This is a genomic window from Bradyrhizobium sp. USDA 4472 (assembly GCF_054058595.1).
In genome coordinates, this window is the sequence record NZ_JBSSAM010000001.1 from 6,951,206 (window position 1) to 6,969,386 (window position 18,181).

The following is an 18,181-nucleotide window of genomic DNA, read 5'->3' on the forward strand; positions in this document are numbered from 1 at the left end:
GGTGGGCCCCCGACACGGGCTGCCTGTCAACTGGCGCGGTAGGCGCGGCCGGGGTCGTCTCCGGTGAGATCGGCCAGGATGGTCTCCCCGGCGATCGCGGTCTGGCCTTCCGAGACCAGCGCCTTGGTGCCGACAGGCAGATAGATATCGAGCCGCGAGCCAAAGCGGATCAGGCCGAACCGCTCACCGGCCCCGACGGCCTGCCCTTCCCTGACGAAGCAGACGATGCGCTTCGCCACGAGGCCAGCGATCTGGATCACGCCGATGCGGCCCTGTGGGGTCGAGATGACGAGCGAATTGCGCTCATTGTCCTCGCTCGCCTTGTCGAGTTCGGCATTGATGAACAGGCCAGGGCGATAGGCGATGCGGTCCACCCTGCCCGCGATCGGGCTCCGATTCACGTGACAGTTGAACACGCTCATGAACACCGAGATGCGCGGCAGAGGCCGGTCGCCGAGGCCGAGCTCAGCCGGCGGCAACGCCATGGTGACCATCGAGACCCGACCGTCGGCCGGCGACACCACGAGCCCGTCACGCTGGGGCGTCACGCGCACGGGATCGCGGAAGAACAGCGCACACCACACGGTCAGGATGGTGCCGATCCACCCCAGCGGCGACCACAGCCAGAACAATGCGAGGCTTGCCAGCGCAAAGCCGCCGATGAAGGGATAGCCCTCCTTGTGGATCGGCGGGATCTGACGCTGGATGGAATCGAGAATGGACATGCTATCTGCCGCTCAGGAGGGTGATGGCGCGGGTCGTCTCGCGCACCGGGGTTGTTTAGGCCAGAGTTGGGACCGGAGACAAGCTCACTCCGCGGCCGCCTGCGCCGTGAGGGTGTCCTCGACACGCGGCGGCTCCCGGTTGGGGGCGTCGCTCGAATCGGCCATCCGGGCCAGCTTCTCGCGGGCGGCCTCGGCCTCGCGCTGCCTGTTCCACATGCTGGCGTAGAGACCGTCGTGCGCGAGCAGGCTGGCATGGGTGCCGCGTTCGGCGATGCGGCCCTGGTCGAGCACGATGATCTCGTCGGCACCGACGATTGTCGAGAGCCGGTGCGCGATCACCAGCGACGTCCGGTTCTTTGCCACGCGGTCCAGCGCGCCCTGGATTTCGTGTTCGGTGTGGGTGTCGAGCGCCGAGGTCGCCTCGTCCAGCACCAGGATCGGCGGCGCCTTCAACACCGTGCGCGCGATCGCGACGCGCTGCTTCTCGCCGCCTGACAATTTCAGGCCGCGCTCGCCGACCTGGGTCTCGTAGCCCATCGGCGCCATGCGTATGAAATGGTCGATCTGCGCCAGCCGCGCCGCCTCCTCGACCTCCTCATCGCCGGCATCCCAGCGTCCGTAGCGGATGTTGTAGCGGATGGTGTCGTTGAACAGCACGGTATCCTGCGGCACCATGCCGATCGAGGCGCGCAAGCTCGCCTGCGTGACCTCGCGGATATCCTGGCCGTCGATCAAAATCCTGCCGCCGGAAACGTCGTAGAGACGGAACAAGAGCCGCGAGATGGTCGACTTGCCGGCGCCTGAAGGGCCGACGATGGCGACGGTCTTGCCGGCCGGCACTTCGAAGCTGATGCCCTTCAGGATCGGCCGCGTCGGCTCATAGGCAAACCGCACATCCTCGAACCGCACCGTGCCGGCGGAGACCGCCAGCGGCTGTGCATTTGGCGCATCCTTGATCTCGGCCTCACGGCCGATCACGTTGAACATCTTCTCGATGTCGATGATCGCCTGCTTGATCTCGCGATAGACCATGCCCATGAAATTCAGCGGCTGGTAGAGCTGGATCATCATGGCGTTGACCAGCACGAAATCGCCGACCGTGTGGGTGCCGTTGCGCACCCCGATCGCGCACATCAGCATGGTCGCGGTCAGTCCCAGCGTGAAGATCACGGCCTGGCCGGTGTTGAGCACGGCTAGCGAGGTATAGGTGTGAATACTCGCTTCCTCGTAGCGCGCGACCGACTTGTCGTAGCGCTGCGCCTCGCGGGCCTCGGCGCTGAAATATTTGACGGTCTCGTAGTTGAGCAGCGAGTCGATCGCCTTGGTGTTCGCCTCGGTGTCGGAATCGTTCATCTTGCGGCGGATGCCGATCCGCCACTCGGTCGCGATGTAGGTGTAGTACATGTAGAGCGTGACCGTGATCAGGGTCGCGACCACGTAGCGCCAGTCGAACTGCCACAGCAGCACGGCCATCAGCAGCGAGACCTCGACGATGGTCGGGATCAGCTGCAGGATCACCATGCGCACGATGACCTCGATGCCTTCACGGCCGCGCTCGAGCACGCGGGTCAGCCCCCCGGTCTTGCGCTCCAGATGAAAGCGCAACGAGAGTTCGTGCATGTGGACGAAGGTGATGGTGGCGAGCTTGCGCACCGCATGCATGGCCACGCGGGCGAAGATGCCGTCGCGCCATTGCGTCAGCACCGCCATCACGATGCGCATGACGCCGTAGCTCGCGGTCAGAATCAGGGGCGATGCAACCACCCAGAGGTGCCAGTTGCTGGCTTGCACCGGCGCGGTGTTGGCGCCGGTGAGCGCATCGGTTGCCCATTTGAAGCTGAACGGCACCGTCAGCGTGATCAGCTTGGCGGCGAGCAGCAGCACCATCGACCAGACCACCCGCATCTTCAAATCGAAGCGGTCGCCCGGCCAGATATAAGGCCACAGATGCGCCAGCGTGCCCATCAGGGTGGCCCGCTCCAGCGGTCCAGCCGCGGAAGCAGGAACGTCGGAGCCGTCGGGCGATTGAGGTTGATCCATCAAGAAAGCCTAGAGCCCACCGGATGCGGCGGCGCTGCGATTAACGATTTGCGCCCATGATATAGAGACTTCCCGATGCCAACGCACCCCGCCAGATGGCGAATATTCGATTGTTTGTCGTCATTTACCGGTAGATTTCCGGGTAGTCCGAATCACCCGAGGGGCTTGACGCCCCTTCGCTGCAATGCATCATGGTATCAATGAGCACGATCAAAACCGTCTGTGTCTATTGCGGCTCCGGTCCCGGAACCAATCCCCACTTCACCGAAGGCGCCAAGGCGTTCGGCAAGGCGCTTGCCGAGAGCAACATCCGCCTGGTCTATGGCGGCGGCTCGCTTGGCCTGATGGGCTCGGTGGCGACCTCCGTGCTTGATCACGGCGGCACTGTCACCGGCATCATTCCCGAATTCCTGCGCAAGCGCGAGAACGCGCTCACCCGCGTGCAGGAGATGATCGTCACGCCCGACATGCACGAGCGCAAGCGGCTGATGTTCGAGCGTTCGGACGCCTTCGTGGCGCTGCCGGGCGGCGTCGGCACGCTGGAAGAGCTGGTCGAGCAGTTGACCTGGAAACAGCTCGGCCGTCACGCCAAGCCGGTGTTGCTCGCCAATATCGACAATTTCTGGGAGCCGCTGTTCTCGCTGCTGTCGCACATGCGCCAGACCGAGTTCATCCGCGCCGGCCTTTCGGTCGATATTCTCAAGGCCGATCGCGTCGAGGATATCCTGCCGAAGCTGAGATCGGCCGCGACCCAGATCGCCGAGGCGGAAAAGCAGATGGCCCCGGACGTCGCCCGGAAGCTGTAATCAGTCCTGCGGAAACGTCACCGCCTCGATCCTGTTGCCATCGGGGTCGGTGACGAAGGCCGCGTAATAGCGCACGCGGTCATGCGGGCGCAGGCCCGGCGCGCCGTCGGATGCGCCGCCGGTCGCAAGCGCTGCGGCATGGAACGCGTCGACCTCGGCCGTCGTTTTTGCCCGCAGGCAGACATGCACGCCGCTCTCCGGGGCTACAGGCGCCATGGCCTCCCGCAGATTGATCCAGAATTCGGGATAGGCCTTGCCGAAGCCGATTGTACGCGGGCGCGTGACGAGGCGTGCGAGCCCGAGGGCGGCGAGCGTGGCCTCGTAGAATTCAGCAGCGCGTTCGAGCTCGCTGACGCCGACGGAGATGTGGTCGATCATTGGTCGCGCTCCTCCCTCTCCTCCTCGTCATTGCGCGCGCAGCAAAGCAATCCAGAGTCTTTCCGTGGCGACAGTCTGGATTGCTTCGCTGCGCTCCCAATGAGGGTTAGTGTGGTTACACCCTACGCCGGCGCGCCCGATTTCACGAGCTTGTAGATCACCGAATCCATCAGCGCCTGGAACGAGGCGTCGATGATGTTCGGCGACACGCCGACCGTCGTCCAGCGATCGCCATTCTCGTCCTCACTCTCGATCAGGACGCGCGTGACCGCGCCGGTGCCGCCATTGAGGATACGCACCCGGTAGTCGATCAGCTTCAATGCCTCGATGTACTTCTGGTACTTGCCGAGATCCTTGCGCAAGGCAACATCGAGCGCGTTGACGGGGCCGTTGCCCTCGGCGGCCGAGATCAGATGCTCGCCGGCGACGTCGACCTTGACCACGGCCAAGGCAACGGTGACGCGCTCGCCGTGCGAATTGTAGCGCTGCTCGACATTGACGTCGAATTGCTCGACCTCGAAATAATGCGGCACCTTGCCGAGCGTGCGCCGCGCCAGCAGATCGAACGAGGCGTTGGCGGATTCATAAGCGTATCCGGCCGCCTCACGCTGCTTCAACTCCTCGACCAGCCGCGTCAGCTTCGGATCGCTCTTCTCGTAAGGGATGCCGGCACGATCGAGCTCGGCGATCACGTTGGAGCGGCCGGCCTGGTCTGACACCAGCACCCTGCGGTGGTTGCCGACGGTCTCCGGCAACACATGCTCGTAGGTCTGCGGATCCTTCATCACGGCGGAGGCGTGAATGCCTGTTTTGGTAACGAAGGCGCTTTCGCCGACATAGGCCGCATGCCGGTTCGGCACGCGGTTGAGCATGTCGTCGAGCGTGCGCGAGATCTTGACGAGGGTCGCCAGCTTCTCCGGCGTGACCGAGATCTCGAAAGCCTCCGAAAACTCCTTCTTCAATTTCAAGGTCGGGATCAGCGAACAGAGATTGGCGTTGCCGCAGCGCTCGCCGAGGCCGTTCAGCGTGCCCTGGATCTGCCGCGCGCCGGCGCGCACCGCGGCGAGCGAATTGGCCACCGCCTGCTCGGTGTCGTTATGGGCGTGGATGCCGACGTGATCGCCGGGGATATGTTTCGTCACTGAAGTGACGATGGCTTCGACCTCGTTTGGCATGGTGCCGCCATTGGTGTCGCACAGGACCACCCAGCGCGCGCCGGCGTCATAGGCCGCCTTGGCACAGGCGAGCGCAAAACCCGCATCTTCCTTGTAGCCGTCAAAAAAGTGCTCGCAGTCGAGCATGACTTCGCGGCCGGCGGCCTTCGCCGCCGCGACGCTGTCACGGATCGAGGCGAGATTCTCCTCCTTCGTCGTCTCCAGCGCGACACGCACCTGATAGGCCGAGGACTTTGCCACGAAGCAGATCGCGTCCGCCTTTGCTTCAAGAAGTCCCGCAACGCCGGGATCGTTGGACACCGAGCGCCCTGCCCGCCGGGTCATGCCAAAGGCGGTGAAGCGCGCGTGCTCGAGCTTGGGCTTGGTGCCGAAAAATTCGGTGTCGAGAGGATTGGCGCCGGGATAGCCGCCCTCGACATAATCGATGCCGAGATCATCGAGCATGCCGGCGATGACCTGCTTGTCCTCAAGCGTGAAATCGACGCCGTTGGTCTGCGCGCCGTCGCGCAGCGTGGTATCGAACAGATAAAGGCGCTCCTTGCTCATTGTGGTGCTCCGAGCGTCTTCTTCATCGTGGTGTTGGCGAGCCATTCGTCATTCATCGTGACGCTGTTACGCTGCTGGGCGGTGTAGCCGCGCTTGGCGAAGAAGTTTTGCGCGGTGTCGCTGGCATCGACGGTGAGCGCCGCAGCGCCGCGGCCGCCGGCGAGCTTCTCCAGCGCATCGACCAGCATGGTCGCGATGCCCTGCCGGCTGACGGCCGGATGCACATAGAGCATGCGGATGTGATCCGGGCCGCGCAGCGAAGCGAAGCCGACCGGCGAGCCATCCAGCGTGGCGATCAGCGTCAGGTCGGAGGCGAGCCGCTTGCCGAACTCCTCGGTCTCGGCCGCCTCCATCCAGGCTTCCTGCTGCGCCTCGCTGTAATCGTCGCCGGTCAGCTCCTGGATGCTGGCGACGAAGATCGCGGCCAGCATCGGGACATCGGCCGGCAGGAACGGCCGCAAGCCAGGCTTGGGATGCGCTTGTGCCATCACGCGAGCTCCCACGTCGTCACGGGTTTACCATCGGCATCCTTGCCATCCTTGATCACGACGCCCTTGGCCGCGAGTTCGTCACGGATACGATCGGACTCCTTAAAATCCTTTCGCGCGCGCGCAGCCGCGCGCTCCGCGATGAGACGGTCGATCTCGGCGGCATCAATGCCACTCGCCTGCTGCTTACGACCTTCCCATTGCGCCGCGCTTTCGGACAGGAAACCGAGCAGGCGCAAGGAAGCCGAAAGGCCGGCCGCATCGGACGCATTGCGCAGACCATGCAGCGCCGCGATTGCTTGCGGCGTGTTGAGATCGTCGAGCAACGCATCGACCACTGCTGTCCCCGGCTTCGACGGCGCGACGTCGGCCGCAAGGCGATACCAGTCATTGAGCGTCTTGGCGCTCTCTTCCAGCGACTTCATGGTCCAGTCGATCGGCGAGGTGTAGTGCGTCTTCAGCATGTTGAGGCGCAGCACCTCACCCGGCCAGTCCACCAGCAGCTCGTGAATGGTGATGAAGTTGCCGAGGGACTTCGACATCTTCTCGCCTTCCACCTCCAGGAAGCCATTGTGCATCCAGTAATTCGCCATGCGCTGCTGGTGGAAGGCGCAGCAGGTCTGGGCGACCTCGTTCTCGTGATGCGGAAACACGAGATCGATGCCGCCGCCATGGATGTCGAACTGCTCGCCGAGATGCTTCCAGGCCATGGCCGAGCACTCGATGTGCCAGCCCGGGCGCCCCTCGGTCTTGATGCCCGCCGGTGACGGCCAGGACGGCTCGCCCGGTTTCGACGGCTTCCAAAGCACGAAGTCTGTCGAATCCTTTTTGTAAGGCGCAACGTCAACGCGCGCGCCGGCGATCATTTCGTCGAGCGAGCGCTTCGACAGCGCACCATAGCGCGGCAGCGTGGAGTTCGCCGCGTTCATCGCCTGCGGCGAGAACAGCACGTGGTCCTCGGCGGCATAGGCGAAGCCACCCTTGATCAGCATTTCGATGATCTCGCGCATCTCGCCGATGTGCTCGGTCGCGCGCGGCTCGACGCTCGGCCGCAGCGCGCCGAGCGCGTCGACGTCGGCGTGAAACTGCTTTCCGGTCTGCTCGGTGACTTTGCGGATCGCCTCGTTCAGCGGCAGGCCGGGAAAATCCCGCGCGGCACGGTCGTTGATCTTGTCGTCGACGTCGGTGATGTTGCGGACATATTTGACATGCGCCTCGCCATAGATGTGGCGCAGCAGCCGAAACAGCACATCGAACACGATCACCGGCCGCGCATTGCCGATATGGGCGAAGTCATAGACGGTCGGTCCGCAGACGTACATGCGGACGTTGTTCGCATCGAGCGGCACGAAGGTGCGCTTTTCCCGGCTCAACGTATCGTAAAGACGCAATTCCATTGGGGCACCCGTCGGCTGTTGGCCGGGCGTCCAGTGCTCTCAATGTGTTTTGAGAAAAGACGGCTCCAGCCAGCGAATCGCTAGCTCGTAATCTCGCGGCAAATAATGCAGATGGCGAGGAGACCGTTCATGCGGCGACATATGGGCCACGAAGGCGCCTTCCGTCAAGAGAGCCGCGAAAATGCCGGCTTGTTTCGGCGATGGATGGCGGCCCCGTCTTGATGGTTCATGATCCTTAACCATTTGAGCCCATTCTGGAACCGGCAGTTTCCAGTTTTTCGCCCCAAGGTGTTTCATGCGATCCCTGCTCGCACTCGTGTCTTGCGCCTCCATCCTTGCGGCATCCGGCGCTTTCGCGGAGACCCGCGTCTTCATCATCACCGAGCAGTGCCTTGCCAAGGGCGAGAAATGCGGCGCGCAGGTCGCCCGCACCTACTGCCAGTCACGGGACTTTGCACAGGCATCAAGCTACCGCCGGGTCGATCCCGACGAAATTACCGGCTCTGTCCCCAAATCCGGCGCAAACTGCTCCCATGGCCATTGCGACGAATATGTCGCAATCACCTGCCAGCGCTGAATTCGCTCGGAACTGGCGGACCTTAGGACCCGTTTACGGCCCCTGAAACGACGTGACGATGCCGCAGGAAGCGGTTATTGGAGGGCGCGCTTCGGCCCTCCAAATCGCATTGGAAAGTCACTTCGGGCCGTGACCTCGCTAGAATGGCGGATATGCCTGAATCTTTGTCTCTGTCTCGTCCCCGATCTCTCCTTGCGTGCACCGTGCTTCTGAGCTCGATCGTGCTCGCCACCGGCGCCTTTGCCCAGGCCGGACCGCCGGGCGCGCCGCCTCCGCCTGCCCAAGTCGGCCCTGGGTCGAACCCGATGTGCGTGCGGCTGGAAGGGCAGCTCGCTGCGCTCGACCGCGGGGCGAGCGGCGATCCCGCGCGCGAGGAACAGATCCGCCGTTACCAGGATTCCCAGAGCCGCCAGCAGGCCGAGCTCGATCGCGTGACCATGCAGGCCAAGCGCATGGGCTGCGAATCCTCCGGCTTCTTCTCGCTGTTCAACGGCCAGTCGGCGCAATGCGGTCCTGTCAACACCCAGATCCAGCAGATGCGCGCCAATCTGGATCAGATCACCGGCAATCTCGAACGCCTGCGTAGCGGTCCCGGTGGCGGCAACCCTGAACGGGACAGCCAGCGCCGCTCGGTGCTGGTTGCGCTCGCGCAGAACAATTGCGGCCCGCAATATGCCAATGCCGCGCAGTCGCAGGGCGGCGGCAACTTCCTGACCAATCTCTTCGGCGGCGGCAACAACCCCAACAATCAGCAGCCGGGCGTCCCGCCCGCTGATCTCGGACCGCAGAGCGGCACTTATCGCACCGTCTGCGTGCGCACCTGCGACGGCGCCTATTTCCCGATCTCGTTTGCGACGGTGCCGGCGCGCTTCCCCGATGACGAGAGGACCTGCAAGGCGCTCTGCCCGGCGGCCGAAGCCGTGCTGTATGCCCACCGTAATCCCGGCGAGGACATGAGCTCGGCTGTCTCCATCAGCGGCCAGCCCTACACGTCGCTGCCGAATGCCTTCAAGTTCCGCAGCGAGTTCAACCCGTCCTGCTCCTGCAAGGCGGCCGGCCAGAGCTGGGCCGACGCGCTGAAATCCGCCGACGACAAGGCGGCCGTCGAGCAGCAGGGTGACATCATCGTCACCGAAGAGAGCGCCAGGAAGATGCAGCAGCGGCAGCTCACCAAGGGCGCTCCTGCGACCGGAAAAAAAGGCGCACCTCCGGCGCAGGCGACGGCGAATGCACCGGCAGCAACGCAGCCCCCGGACGCGAACACCACGACCACGTCGGAGAACAAGCCGATCCGCTCGGTCGGCCCGACCTTCCTGCCGCAGCAGCAGAAGTAGGTTTACCCCTCGAACGCGTCGATCGAGGCCTTGCTGCCGCGCGAGACCAGGGTCTCATCGGGCGCGGGCAGCTTCTCGCCGCGATCGCGAAAGCGGTTGGTGATGGGATAGCGGCGGTCGCGGCCGAAATTCTTGCGCGTCACCTTCACGCCGGGGGCGGCCTGACGGCGCTTGTATTCGGCGACGTTGAGGAGATGGTCGATCCGGGTCACCGTCTCGCGGTCGAAGCCCGCGGCGATGATCTGGTCGAGCGGCTCCTCGCGTTCGACCAGCCGCTCCAGGATCGCATCGAGCACCTCGTAGGCAGGCAGCGAATCCTGATCGGTCTGGTTCTCGCGCAGCTCCGCCGTCGGCGGACGCGAAATGATGTCGGGCGGGATCACCTCGCCGGCGGGGCCGAGCGCCCCATCGGGCTTCCATGCATTGCGCAAGCTCGCCAGCCGGAACACCTGCGTCTTGTAGATGTCCTTGATCGGATTGAAGCCGCCATTCATGTCGCCGTAGAGCGTGGCGTATCCGACCGACATCTCCGACTTGTTGCCCGTCGTCACCACCATCAACCCGGTCTTGTTGGAGATCGCCATCAGCAGCGTGCCACGGGCGCGGGCCTGGAGGTTCTCCTCGGTAATGTCTGGCGGCAGGTTCTTGAAGAGGCCCGACAGGATGGTCTCGAAGCCGCCCACCGCTTCCGCGATTGGCAACACCTCGTAGCGGATGCCGAGATGGCCGGCGAGCTCGCCAGCGTCCGCGATCGAATGTGCCGCCGTATAGCGATAAGGCAGCATCACGCCGTGCACCTGATCGGCGCCCAGTGCATCGACAGCGATCGCCGCGCAAAGTGCGGAATCGATGCCGCCGGAAATGCCGAGCAACACGCCGGGGAAACCGTTTTTCGTGACGTAGTCGCGCAAACCCAGCACGCACGCGGCATAGTCTGCGCGGTCGCCTTCCGGCTGCTCGGCAATGGAACCAGTGCAATGCCAATCGCCACCATTTCGGGTGAAGCGCAGCGTGGTGATGCTTTCCGCGAACGCCGGCAATTGCGCGGCGAGCGAGAGATCGCCGTTGAGTGCGAAGGAGGCGCCGTCGAACACCAGCTCGTCCTGGCCGCAGACCTGGTTGAGATAGACCAGCGGCAGGCCGCTCTCGGTGACCCGCGCGACAGCGACCGACAGACGCACATCGTTCTTGTCGCGGGCATAGGGGGAGCCGTTCGGCACCAGAATGATCTCGGCGCCGGTCTCGGCCAGCGTCTCGACCACGTTCTCGTAATCCTCGGACTCTTCCAGCCAGATGTCCTCGCAGATCGGCACGCCGATCCGCACGCCGCGCACCGTGACGGGACCCGAAGCGGGCCCCCGCGCGAACAAGCGCTTCTCGTCGAACACGCCGTAATTCGGCAGGTTGCATTTGAAGCGAAGCGCAGCGATACGTCCGCCGTCGAGCAGCGCACAGGCATTGTAGAGCTTGCCGTCATCGACCCAGGGCGTGCCGACCAGCAACGCCGGGCCGCCACCGCCGGTCTCGCGCGCCAGCGCCTCGATGGCCGAGCGGCAGGCGGCCTGGAAGGACGGCTTCTGCACCAGATCCTCGGGCGGATAGCCCGCGATGAACAATTCCGGAAACAGCACGAGATCGGCGCCGTCGGCGACGGCTCGCCCACGCGCAGCACGTATCTTTGCGGCATTGCCGGCGATGTCGCCCACGGTCGGATTGAGCTGGGCGAGCGTCACCGCGAATGCGTTGAGACGTTCGGTCATGGCCGCCGTCCTCGCTTTAGAGGAATCCCAATCGCTCGATGATGGCGATGATCCAGAACGCGCCGGCCATCAACAGCGCGACGCCGACCGCGGCCGAGCCCATGTCCTTGACCCGGCCGATCTGCTTGTCGTGATCCAACGTCAGGCGGTCGGCGAGCTTCTCGATCGCGGTGTTGAGCAGCTCGACCACCAGCACGAAGGCGACCGAGCAGACCAGCTCGACCGCGCGTGTCGCGGTGGCGGCGACGAGCCACGCCACCGGCAGCGCCAGGATCAGCGCAAAGATCTCCTCGCGGACGGCCTGTTCCGAGCGGAACGCAAAGGCCAGACCGTTGCGGGAGTTGATCGTGGCCTTCCAGATCCGCAGCAAGGTCCTAGAGCCCCGCCGCGAACGGCATCGGCTTGGCTTTGCCGACGCGTTCCTGCTTGAGGAGCTCCGCGACCAGGAAGGCCATGTCGATGGATTGCTCGGCATTGAGGCGGGGATCGCAGACCGTATGGTAGCGGTCGTTGAGATCCTCGTCGGTGATGGCGCGGGCGCCGCCGATACATTCGGTGACGTCCTGGCCGGTCATCTCCAGATGCACGCCGCCGGCGTGGGTGCCTTCCGCGGCGTGGATCGTGAAGAACGACTTCACCTCCGACAGCACGCGGTCGAACGGCCGCGTCTTGTAGCCCGACGTGGAGGTGATGGTGTTGCCATGCATGGGATCGCATGACCAGACCACCACCCTGCCCTCGCGCTTCACCGCGCGGATCAGGCTGGGCAGATGTTCGGCGACCTTGTCGGAGCCGAAACGATTGATCAGCGTCAGCCGGCCCGGCTCGTTGTCGGGGTTGAGAATGTCGATCAGCTTCAAGAGCTCGTCGGGCTTCAGCGACGGGCCGCACTTCAGGCCGATCGGGTTCTTGATGCCGCGGAAATATTCGACGTGGCCGTGATCGAGCTGGCGGGTGCGGTCACCGATCCAGATCATGTGGCCCGAGGTCGCGTACCAGTCGCCGGTGGTGGAGTCGACGCGGGTCATGGCCTGCTCGTAGCCGAGCAGCAGCGCCTCATGGCTGGTGTAGAAATCGGTGGCGCGCAGCTCCGGATGGCTCTCGAGATCGAGGCCGCAGGCGCGCATGAAGTTGAGCGCCTCGGAAATGCGGTCGGCCAATTCCTTGTAGCGGCGGGACTGCGGGCTATCCTTGAGGAAGCCCAGCATCCATTGGTGCACGCTGCCGAGATTGGCGAAGCCGCCGGTCGCGAACGCGCGCAGCAGGTTCAGCGTCGCGGCCGACTGGCGATAGGCCATCAGCTGCCGCTGCGGATCCGGCACGCGCGCTTCCTTGGTGAACGCGATGTCGTTGACGATGTCGCCACGATAGCTCGGCAGCTCGACGCCGTTGACCTTCTCGGTCGGCGAGGAGCGCGGCTTGGCGAATTGACCGGCGATACGGCCGACCTTCACCACCGGCACCGCGCCGGCATAGGTCAACACCACCGCCATCTGCAACAGCACGCGGAAGAAGTCGCGGATGTTGTTGGCGCCGTGCTCGGCAAAGCTCTCGGCGCAGTCGCCGCCCTGGAGCAGGAAGGCCTCGCCGGCCGCCACGCGCCCGAGCGCCTTCTTCAGGTTGCGCGCCTCGCCGGCAAACACCAGCGGCGGGAAGGTTGCAAGTTGCGCCTCGACGTCGGCCAAGGCCTTGGCGTCGGGATAATCGGGCACCTGTAGCACCGGCTTGCTGCGCCAGGACTCGGGCGTCCACCGCTCGGACATCGCAATCTCTCCGTGAAAGCAAAAAGTGCAACCTGATCTGTGGGTTGCGAGGGCCGCCTTATACACAGGCTGGCACGACATCGCCAGTTGTAAATCCGTTTGGCAAGGCAAACCCTTGCGGGCAAAGCTGAATTCGCATTTGCTGGGGGGCGGCAGAGGCCGGCAAGACAGCTTCCACCATGGACGCGCCACGGGACGACGTTTTCATCGACGAGATCAACTTCCCGGCGACCGACGGGTACGCGCTATCAGGCACCCTGTTCCTGCCGCGCGGGACCAAGCGGCATGCCGTGCTGATCAATTCGGCCACCGCCGTGCCCCGCAAGATCTACAAGGGCTTTGCCTCCTATCTCGCCCATCGCGGCTGCGCTGTGCTCACTTACGACTATCGCGGCATCGGCGGCTCCCGGCAGCCGGCGATGGTCGGCGACTTCCAGCCGAAATCGCTGGTCGGCTTCAAGGCCTCGATGTCGGACTGGGCGGCACTCGACGTCACCGCCGCGGTGCGCTGGATGCGGGAGCGCTACAATCCCCTGCCCCTCGCCTATGTCGGCCACTCCTATGGCGGCCAGGCGCTCGGGCCCAAGGCGATCGGCCATTTCGGCTTCTTTCGCTCCGAGCATCGCGACACGCTGTGGCGCGGCGTAGCGGAATGGGTTCAGGCAGAGTGACGGTCAGGCCGACGCTGCGGGCAGCTTGACCAGGACCCGCAGTCCGGTGCGTCCGCTCTCCGCAACGTTTACGGCTTCAATCGATCCACCGAGCCGATCGACGATCCGCTTGACGATCGACAGGCCGAGCCCGACGCCATCGCCCTCAGGACGCTGGCCCCGGAAGAACGGCTCGAAGATCCGGCCGATGTCCTCCGGCGCAACACCCGGACCACTGTCCTCGATCCGGACGATCGCTGCCTCTCCATCGCGATAGACCCAGGCATCGATACGTCCGCCATGCGGGGTGAAGCGAAGCGCATTGTCGAGAAGATTGCGGGCCATGGCGGCGAGCATCACGGTTTCTCCGCGAACCATAGTCGCTTCGATGCGGGCAAAACCGAGATCGATGCCGCGCCTGGCGGCCTCGGGCAGGATATCGGCGACGATCTCTTTCACCGTAGCATCCAGGGCGACGGTCGGGATTGCCGTTCCCTCCGCCGATCCGGCATCCTGTCTTGCAAGCGCCAACAATTGCTCCAGCAGATGCTTGGTCCGGCCGATGCCTTGTCGGAGCATCGCCACGCGATCGCGCGCACCTGAAGGCAGATCCACCGATCCAAGATTCTCCGCTTGCAGGCTCAGCGCGGTGATCGGGGTGCGCAACTCGTGTGCGGCGTCGGCCACGAACCGGCGTTGCTGGTCCATCAGGAGACGCATCCGCTGCAGCAATCCGTTGATCGAGGCGATGAACGGATGCAGCTCGCTGGGCATCTGCCCGGCTGGCAGCGGCGTCATGTCATCGGCACGGCGTCCATCGAGATCATCAGCCAGACGAACCATCGGTCGCAACGAGCGCGCGATGACGATGGCAGTGACCAGCAGCAAACAGGGAACGAGCGCCGCGATCGGCAGCACCGTGCGGAAGGCCATGTCGCTTGCGATCTCGTCGCGGACGGAGGTGCTCTGTGCGACCGCGAACCTTGTGCCGTCAGGCCGGGTCCGCAGCAGCACGCGGATCGGCCGCCCTTTTCGGGTCGACAGCGCGAAGCCGTCCTTGAAGCTCCAGAGCCTGGCGTCGTGTTCCGACGCCTGATCGATCAGCCAGACCTCGGCATCCGCATCCACACCATGCAACTCCCGGCCGCCGGTGAGACTGCCTGACAGCACGAGGCCTGCGATCTGGATCAGGACGGAGTCCTGCATCTCGATCGCCTCGTCGAACGCCCAGCGATAGGCGAACAGGCCGCCGACGAGTCCCGTCAGCAGGATGATCGCAGTGAGACCGGCGAACAGACGGCCCCGCAAGGACCTGATCATGGCCGATCCACCATCCAGCCGACGCCACGCACGTTGCGGATCGCATCCGAGCCGAGCTTCTTGCGCACCGCATGGATCAGAAACTCGATCGCATTGCTCGCAACCTCCTCGTTCCAGCCGTAGAGCTGCCGCTCGAGCTCTCCGCGCGACAGGATCGTGCCGGGCCGGGCCAGCAGCGCCTGCAGCAGCGCGAACTCGCGCGCGGTGAGCACCGCGGATTTCGTCAGGTACGACGCCTCGCGGCTCGCGGGGTCCAGACGCAGCGCTCCATTGCCGAGCAATGCCGGCGCGCCGCTGGCCTCGCGGCGCGTGACGGCGCGCATCCGCGCCAGCAATTCGCGGATCTCGAACGGCTTGACGAGATAATCGTCGGCGCCGAGATCGAGCCCCTCGATCCTGTCGTCGAGGGCATCGCGCGCGGTCACGATGATGACGGGAATCTTGCGGCCGTCCGCGCGCAGCCGTCGCAGGATGTCGCGGCCATCCGTATTGGGCAAAGCAAGATCGAGCAGCAGCACCTCGTAGGATTCGCTTGCGGCCGCAAGCAGTGCGGTTTCGCCATCGCGAACCCAATCGACGGCGTAAGCGGCATCCTTCAGCGCCTGCTCGACGGCGGCGCCGACCATCCTGTCGTCCTCGATCAGCAACACCCGCAAAACAGGTCCTCAAGCTCTGCCGGACGGTCCGGCCGCCGCATCCTGTGCACCAACACTTAGCGCAGAGTTAGGAAGCGCCAGCAGGCCCAAATTGCGGCCGAGGCCGCATCGGCAGGAAATTTCTCATCCCTAAGTCGGGCCTAAGTCCTCCACGCGACGGTCCGGCATCGGTTCGACGGAGGGAGATTCGGGCATGTCGCGACATCAAGACCTTGGCGCAAGACGGCTGCTGAACAAGGTTCCGGAGGTCACCGCGATTTTCTGGGCCATCAAGATCCTTTCGACCACGGTCGGCGAGACCGGCGCCGATTATCTGGCGGTGCATGTCGGCCTCGGTGCCAGCCTCACCGCGATCTGCATGACCGGATTGCTGATTGCCGTGCTGCTGCTGCAGCTGAGCCGTCGCGCGTATGTGCCGTGGATCTACTGGCTCACCGTCGTCCTCGTCAGCATCGTCGGCACCCAGCTCACGGATCTCCTGACCGATAAGCTCGAGATCAGCCTCTACGTCAGCACCGCCGCGTTTGCCTGCGCGCTCGCCGCGACCTTTGCGATCTGGTACGCCGCCGAGCGCACGCTATCAATCCATGGCATCCTGACGACACGGCGCGAGTTGTTCTACTGGACCGCGATCCTGTTCACCTTCGCGCTGGGCACGGCGGCTGGCGACCTTGCAACAGAAGCGCTTGGCCTCGGCTTCCAGCTCGGCGTCGTCGCATTCGGCGCGCTGATCGTGGCGGTGGCCCTCTCCCATACGATCGGCGCCAATCCCGTCCTCACCTTCTGGCTCGCCTACATCCTGACCCGGCCGCTCGGCGCCTCGCTCGGCGATCTGCTGTCGCAGTCGCGCGAATACGGCGGCATCGGCCTCGGCACGATCCAGACCAGCATCGTCTTCCTGACCGCGATCGTCGGCCTCGTCGCCTGGGTGACGCTCGAATGCGACGGCACGCGTCGGGCCGGTCCGGCGCAGTAACCCCGATCACAGCTTCAACCCATCCTGCACGGACGCAGGAGCCACATCAGGAGAGAGCCATGAAACTCATCCCCGCCATCGCCGTTTGCCTTGTGACGACCATGTCCGGCGAACCAAACACGCACGCCAACCAGCATTTCGGCTTCATCCCGCTCGCCGAGGCCGCCACCGCCAGGCTCGGCGACCTCACGCCGTTCCGCAGCATCGCTGACGATGTCGCCGCGCTGGTCGACAAGGGCGACCTGCCCGGTGCCAGGACGAGGATCAAGGACCTCGAAACCAGATGGGACGAGGCCGAAGCCGGGTTGAAGCCGCGCGCAGCGGCCGACTGGCACACCGTGGACAAGGCGATCGACCGCGCGCTGGAGGCGCTCCGCGCCGGCACGCCGGACCCCGCAAAGTGCAAGCAGGCGATCAGCGATCTGCTCGCGATCATGGATAGCGTCACCAGGACGTGATGCGTCCACGCATCGTTACCGCGCCAGCCGCGAACGGAGATTCGCGGCTGGTGTTGCAAGGAGGACACCATGGCCACCAACACGAAGAGCATCCTCGGCGAGAGCAAGGTCCCCGAAGTCACGTTGGGCTTCTGGATCATCAAGATCGCCGCCACGACGTTGGGTGAAACCGGCGGCGACACCGTCACGATGACGCTGAACTGGGGCTACCTCGCGGGCACGTGCCTGTTCCTGGCAGCGCTGATCGTCCTGGTCGCCGCGCAGATCCGCGCGCAACGATTCCATCCCGCGCTGTATTGGGCAACCATCGTGGCCTCGACCACATTCGGCACCACGATGGCGGACTTCGCCGACCGCTCGCTCGGCATCGGCTATACCGGCGGCTCGACGCTGCTCCTCACCTGCCTCGTGCTGGTGCTCGGGCTCTGGTATCGCGCCGAGGGCACCATCTCGGTCAACAGCGTCAACACACCGCGAGTCGAAGCCTTCTATTGGGGCGCGATCACCTTCTCGCAGACGCTGGGCACCGCGCTTGGCGACTGGATCGCCGATACCGGCGATCTGGGCTATCGCGGCGGCGCGCTGATCTTCGCCGCGGGATTGGCCGTCATTGCGGCGCTCTATTTCTGGACCCGCGTCTCACGTGTCACGTTGTTCTGGGCGGCCTTCATCCTGACCCGGCCGCTTGGTGCGACCGTCGGTGATTTCCTCGACAAGCCACTCGATCATGGTGGGCTCGCGCTGAGCCGGCCGCTGGCTTCCGCCGTGATCGCCGCGTTCATGGTGACCTGCCTGTTGCTGATCCCGCAGCGCGCGGGACAGCATCCGAGGAATGACCAGGCAACCGAGCGCGCCTAGCGGATGATCGTCGTCAGCGACGAGTAGCGCTTGTTCGGCCTGGCCTCGGCCGCCGAGAATTGCGCGAAGGCGTCGCTGACGCGCACGGCCGGCGGCGTATCGCCGGCGAAACGGAATTGCTGCGGCTTCGGCGCGTAGAAGCTGGCGCGGTAATAGGCGTCGTCGAAGCGCGGCTCGCCGACACCGAACAATGCGTCGCAGACGAACAGGAGTGCGTAGACTCCCGCGACCGCCACGACGATCTCCTTGAGAACTGACATGCTGATGCCTCGCC

Annotated in this window: 19 protein-coding genes and 1 pseudogene; 7 read left to right on the forward strand and 13 right to left on the reverse strand. The window is 64.7% G+C overall.

Going from position 1 to position 18,181, the window contains the following annotated elements; translation table 11 throughout:
* Positions 1-26 precede the first annotated feature (26 nt).
* A complete protein-coding gene (locus tag ACVWZ4_RS32840; protein ID WP_456703040.1) occupies positions 27-725 on the reverse strand; it encodes a phosphatidylserine decarboxylase in 699 nt (232 codons plus the stop codon).
* Positions 726-809: 84 nt separating this feature from the next.
* Entirely contained in the window at positions 810-2,765 is a 1,956-nt protein-coding gene (locus ACVWZ4_RS32845) for an ABCB family ABC transporter ATP-binding protein/permease (protein WP_456741979.1), read from the reverse strand.
* A gap of 200 nt (positions 2,766-2,965) precedes the next feature.
* Between ACVWZ4_RS32845 and ACVWZ4_RS32850 the strand changes: the two genes are divergently transcribed.
* A complete protein-coding gene (locus ACVWZ4_RS32850) occupies positions 2,966-3,571 on the forward strand; it encodes an LOG family protein (protein ID WP_456703038.1) in 606 nt (201 codons plus the stop codon).
* Here ACVWZ4_RS32850 and ACVWZ4_RS32855 read toward each other — a convergent pair whose 3' ends face one another.
* From ACVWZ4_RS32855 to ACVWZ4_RS32875, 5 genes are all read right to left on the reverse strand, one after another.
* Positions 3,572-3,949: a VOC family protein gene (locus ACVWZ4_RS32855; RefSeq protein ID WP_456703037.1), complete on the reverse strand. Its 378-nt coding sequence runs from the start codon at positions 3,947-3,949 to the stop codon at positions 3,572-3,574.
* 122 nt (positions 3,950-4,071) lie between these two features.
* Positions 4,072-5,670, reverse strand: a complete 1,599-nt coding sequence (gene cimA, locus ACVWZ4_RS32860) for a citramalate synthase (RefSeq protein ID WP_456703036.1) — start codon at positions 5,668-5,670, stop codon at positions 4,072-4,074.
* A complete protein-coding gene (locus tag ACVWZ4_RS32865) occupies positions 5,667-6,158 on the reverse strand; it encodes a GNAT family N-acetyltransferase (protein ID WP_456703035.1) in 492 nt (163 codons plus the stop codon). The genes cimA and ACVWZ4_RS32865 overlap by 4 nt, the downstream gene beginning before the upstream one ends.
* Positions 6,158-7,555, reverse strand: coding sequence for a cysteine--tRNA ligase (gene cysS / locus ACVWZ4_RS32870; protein WP_456741980.1), 1,398 nt, complete (start codon positions 7,553-7,555; stop codon positions 6,158-6,160). Before cysS ends, ACVWZ4_RS32865 begins: the two co-directional genes overlap by 1 nt.
* Positions 7,556-7,594: 39 nt before the next feature.
* The gene (locus ACVWZ4_RS32875) at positions 7,595-7,852 is read right to left on the reverse strand and encodes a hypothetical protein (RefSeq protein WP_456741981.1); all 258 of its coding nucleotides are present in this window, start codon (positions 7,850-7,852) and stop codon (positions 7,595-7,597) included.
* On the opposite strand from ACVWZ4_RS32875, the gene ACVWZ4_RS32880 reads away from it, so the two are divergent.
* Both ACVWZ4_RS32880 and ACVWZ4_RS32885 read left to right on the forward strand, forming a co-directional pair.
* A complete protein-coding gene (locus ACVWZ4_RS32880) occupies positions 7,851-8,132 on the forward strand; it encodes a hypothetical protein (RefSeq protein WP_456734811.1) in 282 nt (93 codons plus the stop codon). The two genes, ACVWZ4_RS32875 and ACVWZ4_RS32880, sit on opposite strands and share 2 nt — an antisense overlap.
* A 143-nt stretch (positions 8,133-8,275) precedes the next feature.
* The gene (locus ACVWZ4_RS32885; protein WP_456741982.1) at positions 8,276-9,466 is read left to right on the forward strand and encodes a DUF2865 domain-containing protein; all 1,191 of its coding nucleotides are present in this window, start codon (positions 8,276-8,278) and stop codon (positions 9,464-9,466) included.
* Between the two features lie 2 nt (positions 9,467-9,468).
* On the opposite strand, the gene ACVWZ4_RS32890 is transcribed toward ACVWZ4_RS32885, so the two are convergent.
* The 3 genes from ACVWZ4_RS32890 to ACVWZ4_RS32900 are packed head-to-tail and all read right to left on the reverse strand — an operon-like array spanning position 9,469 to position 12,989.
* A complete protein-coding gene (locus ACVWZ4_RS32890; protein WP_456790446.1) occupies positions 9,469-11,226 on the reverse strand; it encodes an NAD+ synthase in 1,758 nt (585 codons plus the stop codon).
* 16 nt (positions 11,227-11,242) lie between these two features.
* Positions 11,243-11,596 (reverse strand): diacylglycerol kinase, encoded by a 354-nt coding sequence (locus ACVWZ4_RS32895; protein WP_092230217.1) that lies wholly within the window; start codon positions 11,594-11,596, stop codon positions 11,243-11,245.
* A 4-nt stretch (positions 11,597-11,600) separates the two neighbouring features.
* Positions 11,601-12,989 carry a class II 3-deoxy-7-phosphoheptulonate synthase gene (locus ACVWZ4_RS32900; RefSeq protein WP_456741984.1) on the reverse strand — a complete coding sequence of 463 codons (1,389 nt, stop codon included), beginning with the start codon at positions 12,987-12,989 and terminating at the stop codon, positions 11,601-11,603.
* Between the two features lie 179 nt (positions 12,990-13,168).
* Between ACVWZ4_RS32900 and ACVWZ4_RS32905 the strand changes: the two are divergent.
* Positions 13,169-13,570, forward strand: a pseudogene (locus ACVWZ4_RS32905) (alpha/beta fold hydrolase); the annotation flags it as partial.
* A 93-nt stretch (positions 13,571-13,663) separates the two neighbouring features.
* Here the strand turns inward: ACVWZ4_RS32905 and ACVWZ4_RS32910 are convergent.
* Positions 13,664-14,959: an ATP-binding protein gene (locus ACVWZ4_RS32910; protein ID WP_456741985.1), complete on the reverse strand. Its 1,296-nt coding sequence runs from the start codon at positions 14,957-14,959 to the stop codon at positions 13,664-13,666.
* A complete protein-coding gene (locus tag ACVWZ4_RS32915) occupies positions 14,956-15,615 on the reverse strand; it encodes a response regulator (protein ID WP_456703020.1) in 660 nt (219 codons plus the stop codon). The genes ACVWZ4_RS32910 and ACVWZ4_RS32915 overlap by 4 nt, the downstream gene beginning before the upstream one ends.
* Positions 15,616-15,808: 193 nt before the next feature.
* Between ACVWZ4_RS32915 and ACVWZ4_RS32920 the strand changes: the two genes are divergently transcribed.
* The 3 genes from ACVWZ4_RS32920 to ACVWZ4_RS32930 all read left to right on the forward strand — a co-directional run bounded on the left by ACVWZ4_RS32920 (position 15,809) and on the right by ACVWZ4_RS32930 (position 17,907).
* Positions 15,809-16,591, forward strand: coding sequence for a COG4705 family protein (locus ACVWZ4_RS32920; protein ID WP_456741986.1), 783 nt, complete (start codon positions 15,809-15,811; stop codon positions 16,589-16,591).
* A 59-nt stretch (positions 16,592-16,650) separates the two neighbouring features.
* Positions 16,651-17,049: a hypothetical protein gene (locus tag ACVWZ4_RS32925; protein WP_456703018.1), complete on the forward strand. Its 399-nt coding sequence runs from the start codon at positions 16,651-16,653 to the stop codon at positions 17,047-17,049.
* A 69-nt stretch (positions 17,050-17,118) separates the two neighbouring features.
* Positions 17,119-17,907, forward strand: coding sequence for a COG4705 family protein (locus ACVWZ4_RS32930; RefSeq protein WP_456741987.1), 789 nt, complete (start codon positions 17,119-17,121; stop codon positions 17,905-17,907).
* Here the strand turns inward: ACVWZ4_RS32930 and ACVWZ4_RS32935 are convergent.
* Positions 17,904-18,167 (reverse strand): hypothetical protein, encoded by a 264-nt coding sequence (locus tag ACVWZ4_RS32935; protein WP_456703016.1) that lies wholly within the window; start codon positions 18,165-18,167, stop codon positions 17,904-17,906. The two genes, ACVWZ4_RS32930 and ACVWZ4_RS32935, sit on opposite strands and share 4 nt — an antisense overlap.
* Between the last annotated feature and the right edge of the window lie 14 nt (positions 18,168-18,181).

Excerpts from the sequence above, each read along its gene's own strand:
- ACVWZ4_RS32885 (WP_456741982.1), top strand. The coding sequence starts at position 8,276 with ATGGCGGATATGCCTGAATCTTTGTCTCTGTCTCGTCCCCGATCTCTC.
- cimA (WP_456703036.1), bottom strand. The coding sequence starts at position 5,670 with ATGAGCAAGGAGCGCCTTTATCTGTTCGATACCACGCTGCGCGACGGC.
- ACVWZ4_RS32875 (WP_456741981.1), bottom strand. The coding sequence starts at position 7,852 with ATGAAACACCTTGGGGCGAAAAACTGGAAACTGCCGGTTCCAGAATGG.
- cysS (WP_456741980.1), bottom strand. The coding sequence starts at position 7,555 with ATGGAATTGCGTCTTTACGATACGTTGAGCCGGGAAAAGCGCACCTTC.
- ACVWZ4_RS32900 (WP_456741984.1), bottom strand. The coding sequence starts at position 12,989 with ATGTCCGAGCGGTGGACGCCCGAGTCCTGGCGCAGCAAGCCGGTGCTA.
- ACVWZ4_RS32930 (WP_456741987.1), top strand. The coding sequence starts at position 17,119 with ATGGCCACCAACACGAAGAGCATCCTCGGCGAGAGCAAGGTCCCCGAA.
- ACVWZ4_RS32935 (WP_456703016.1), bottom strand. The coding sequence starts at position 18,167 with ATGTCAGTTCTCAAGGAGATCGTCGTGGCGGTCGCGGGAGTCTACGCA.
- ACVWZ4_RS32845 (WP_456741979.1), bottom strand. The coding sequence starts at position 2,765 with ATGGATCAACCTCAATCGCCCGACGGCTCCGACGTTCCTGCTTCCGCG.
- ACVWZ4_RS32910 (WP_456741985.1), bottom strand. The coding sequence starts at position 14,959 with ATGATCAGGTCCTTGCGGGGCCGTCTGTTCGCCGGTCTCACTGCGATC.
- ACVWZ4_RS32865 (WP_456703035.1), bottom strand. The coding sequence starts at position 6,158 with ATGGCACAAGCGCATCCCAAGCCTGGCTTGCGGCCGTTCCTGCCGGCC.
- ACVWZ4_RS32880 (WP_456734811.1), top strand. The coding sequence starts at position 7,851 with ATGCGATCCCTGCTCGCACTCGTGTCTTGCGCCTCCATCCTTGCGGCA.
- ACVWZ4_RS32890 (WP_456790446.1), bottom strand. The coding sequence starts at position 11,226 with ATGACCGAACGTCTCAACGCATTCGCGGTGACGCTCGCCCAGCTCAAT.
- ACVWZ4_RS32925 (WP_456703018.1), top strand. The coding sequence starts at position 16,651 with ATGAAACTCATCCCCGCCATCGCCGTTTGCCTTGTGACGACCATGTCC.
- ACVWZ4_RS32850 (WP_456703038.1), top strand. The coding sequence starts at position 2,966 with ATGAGCACGATCAAAACCGTCTGTGTCTATTGCGGCTCCGGTCCCGGA.
- ACVWZ4_RS32840 (WP_456703040.1), bottom strand. The coding sequence starts at position 725 with ATGTCCATTCTCGATTCCATCCAGCGTCAGATCCCGCCGATCCACAAG.
- ACVWZ4_RS32920 (WP_456741986.1), top strand. The coding sequence starts at position 15,809 with ATGTCGCGACATCAAGACCTTGGCGCAAGACGGCTGCTGAACAAGGTT.
- ACVWZ4_RS32855 (WP_456703037.1), bottom strand. The coding sequence starts at position 3,949 with ATGATCGACCACATCTCCGTCGGCGTCAGCGAGCTCGAACGCGCTGCT.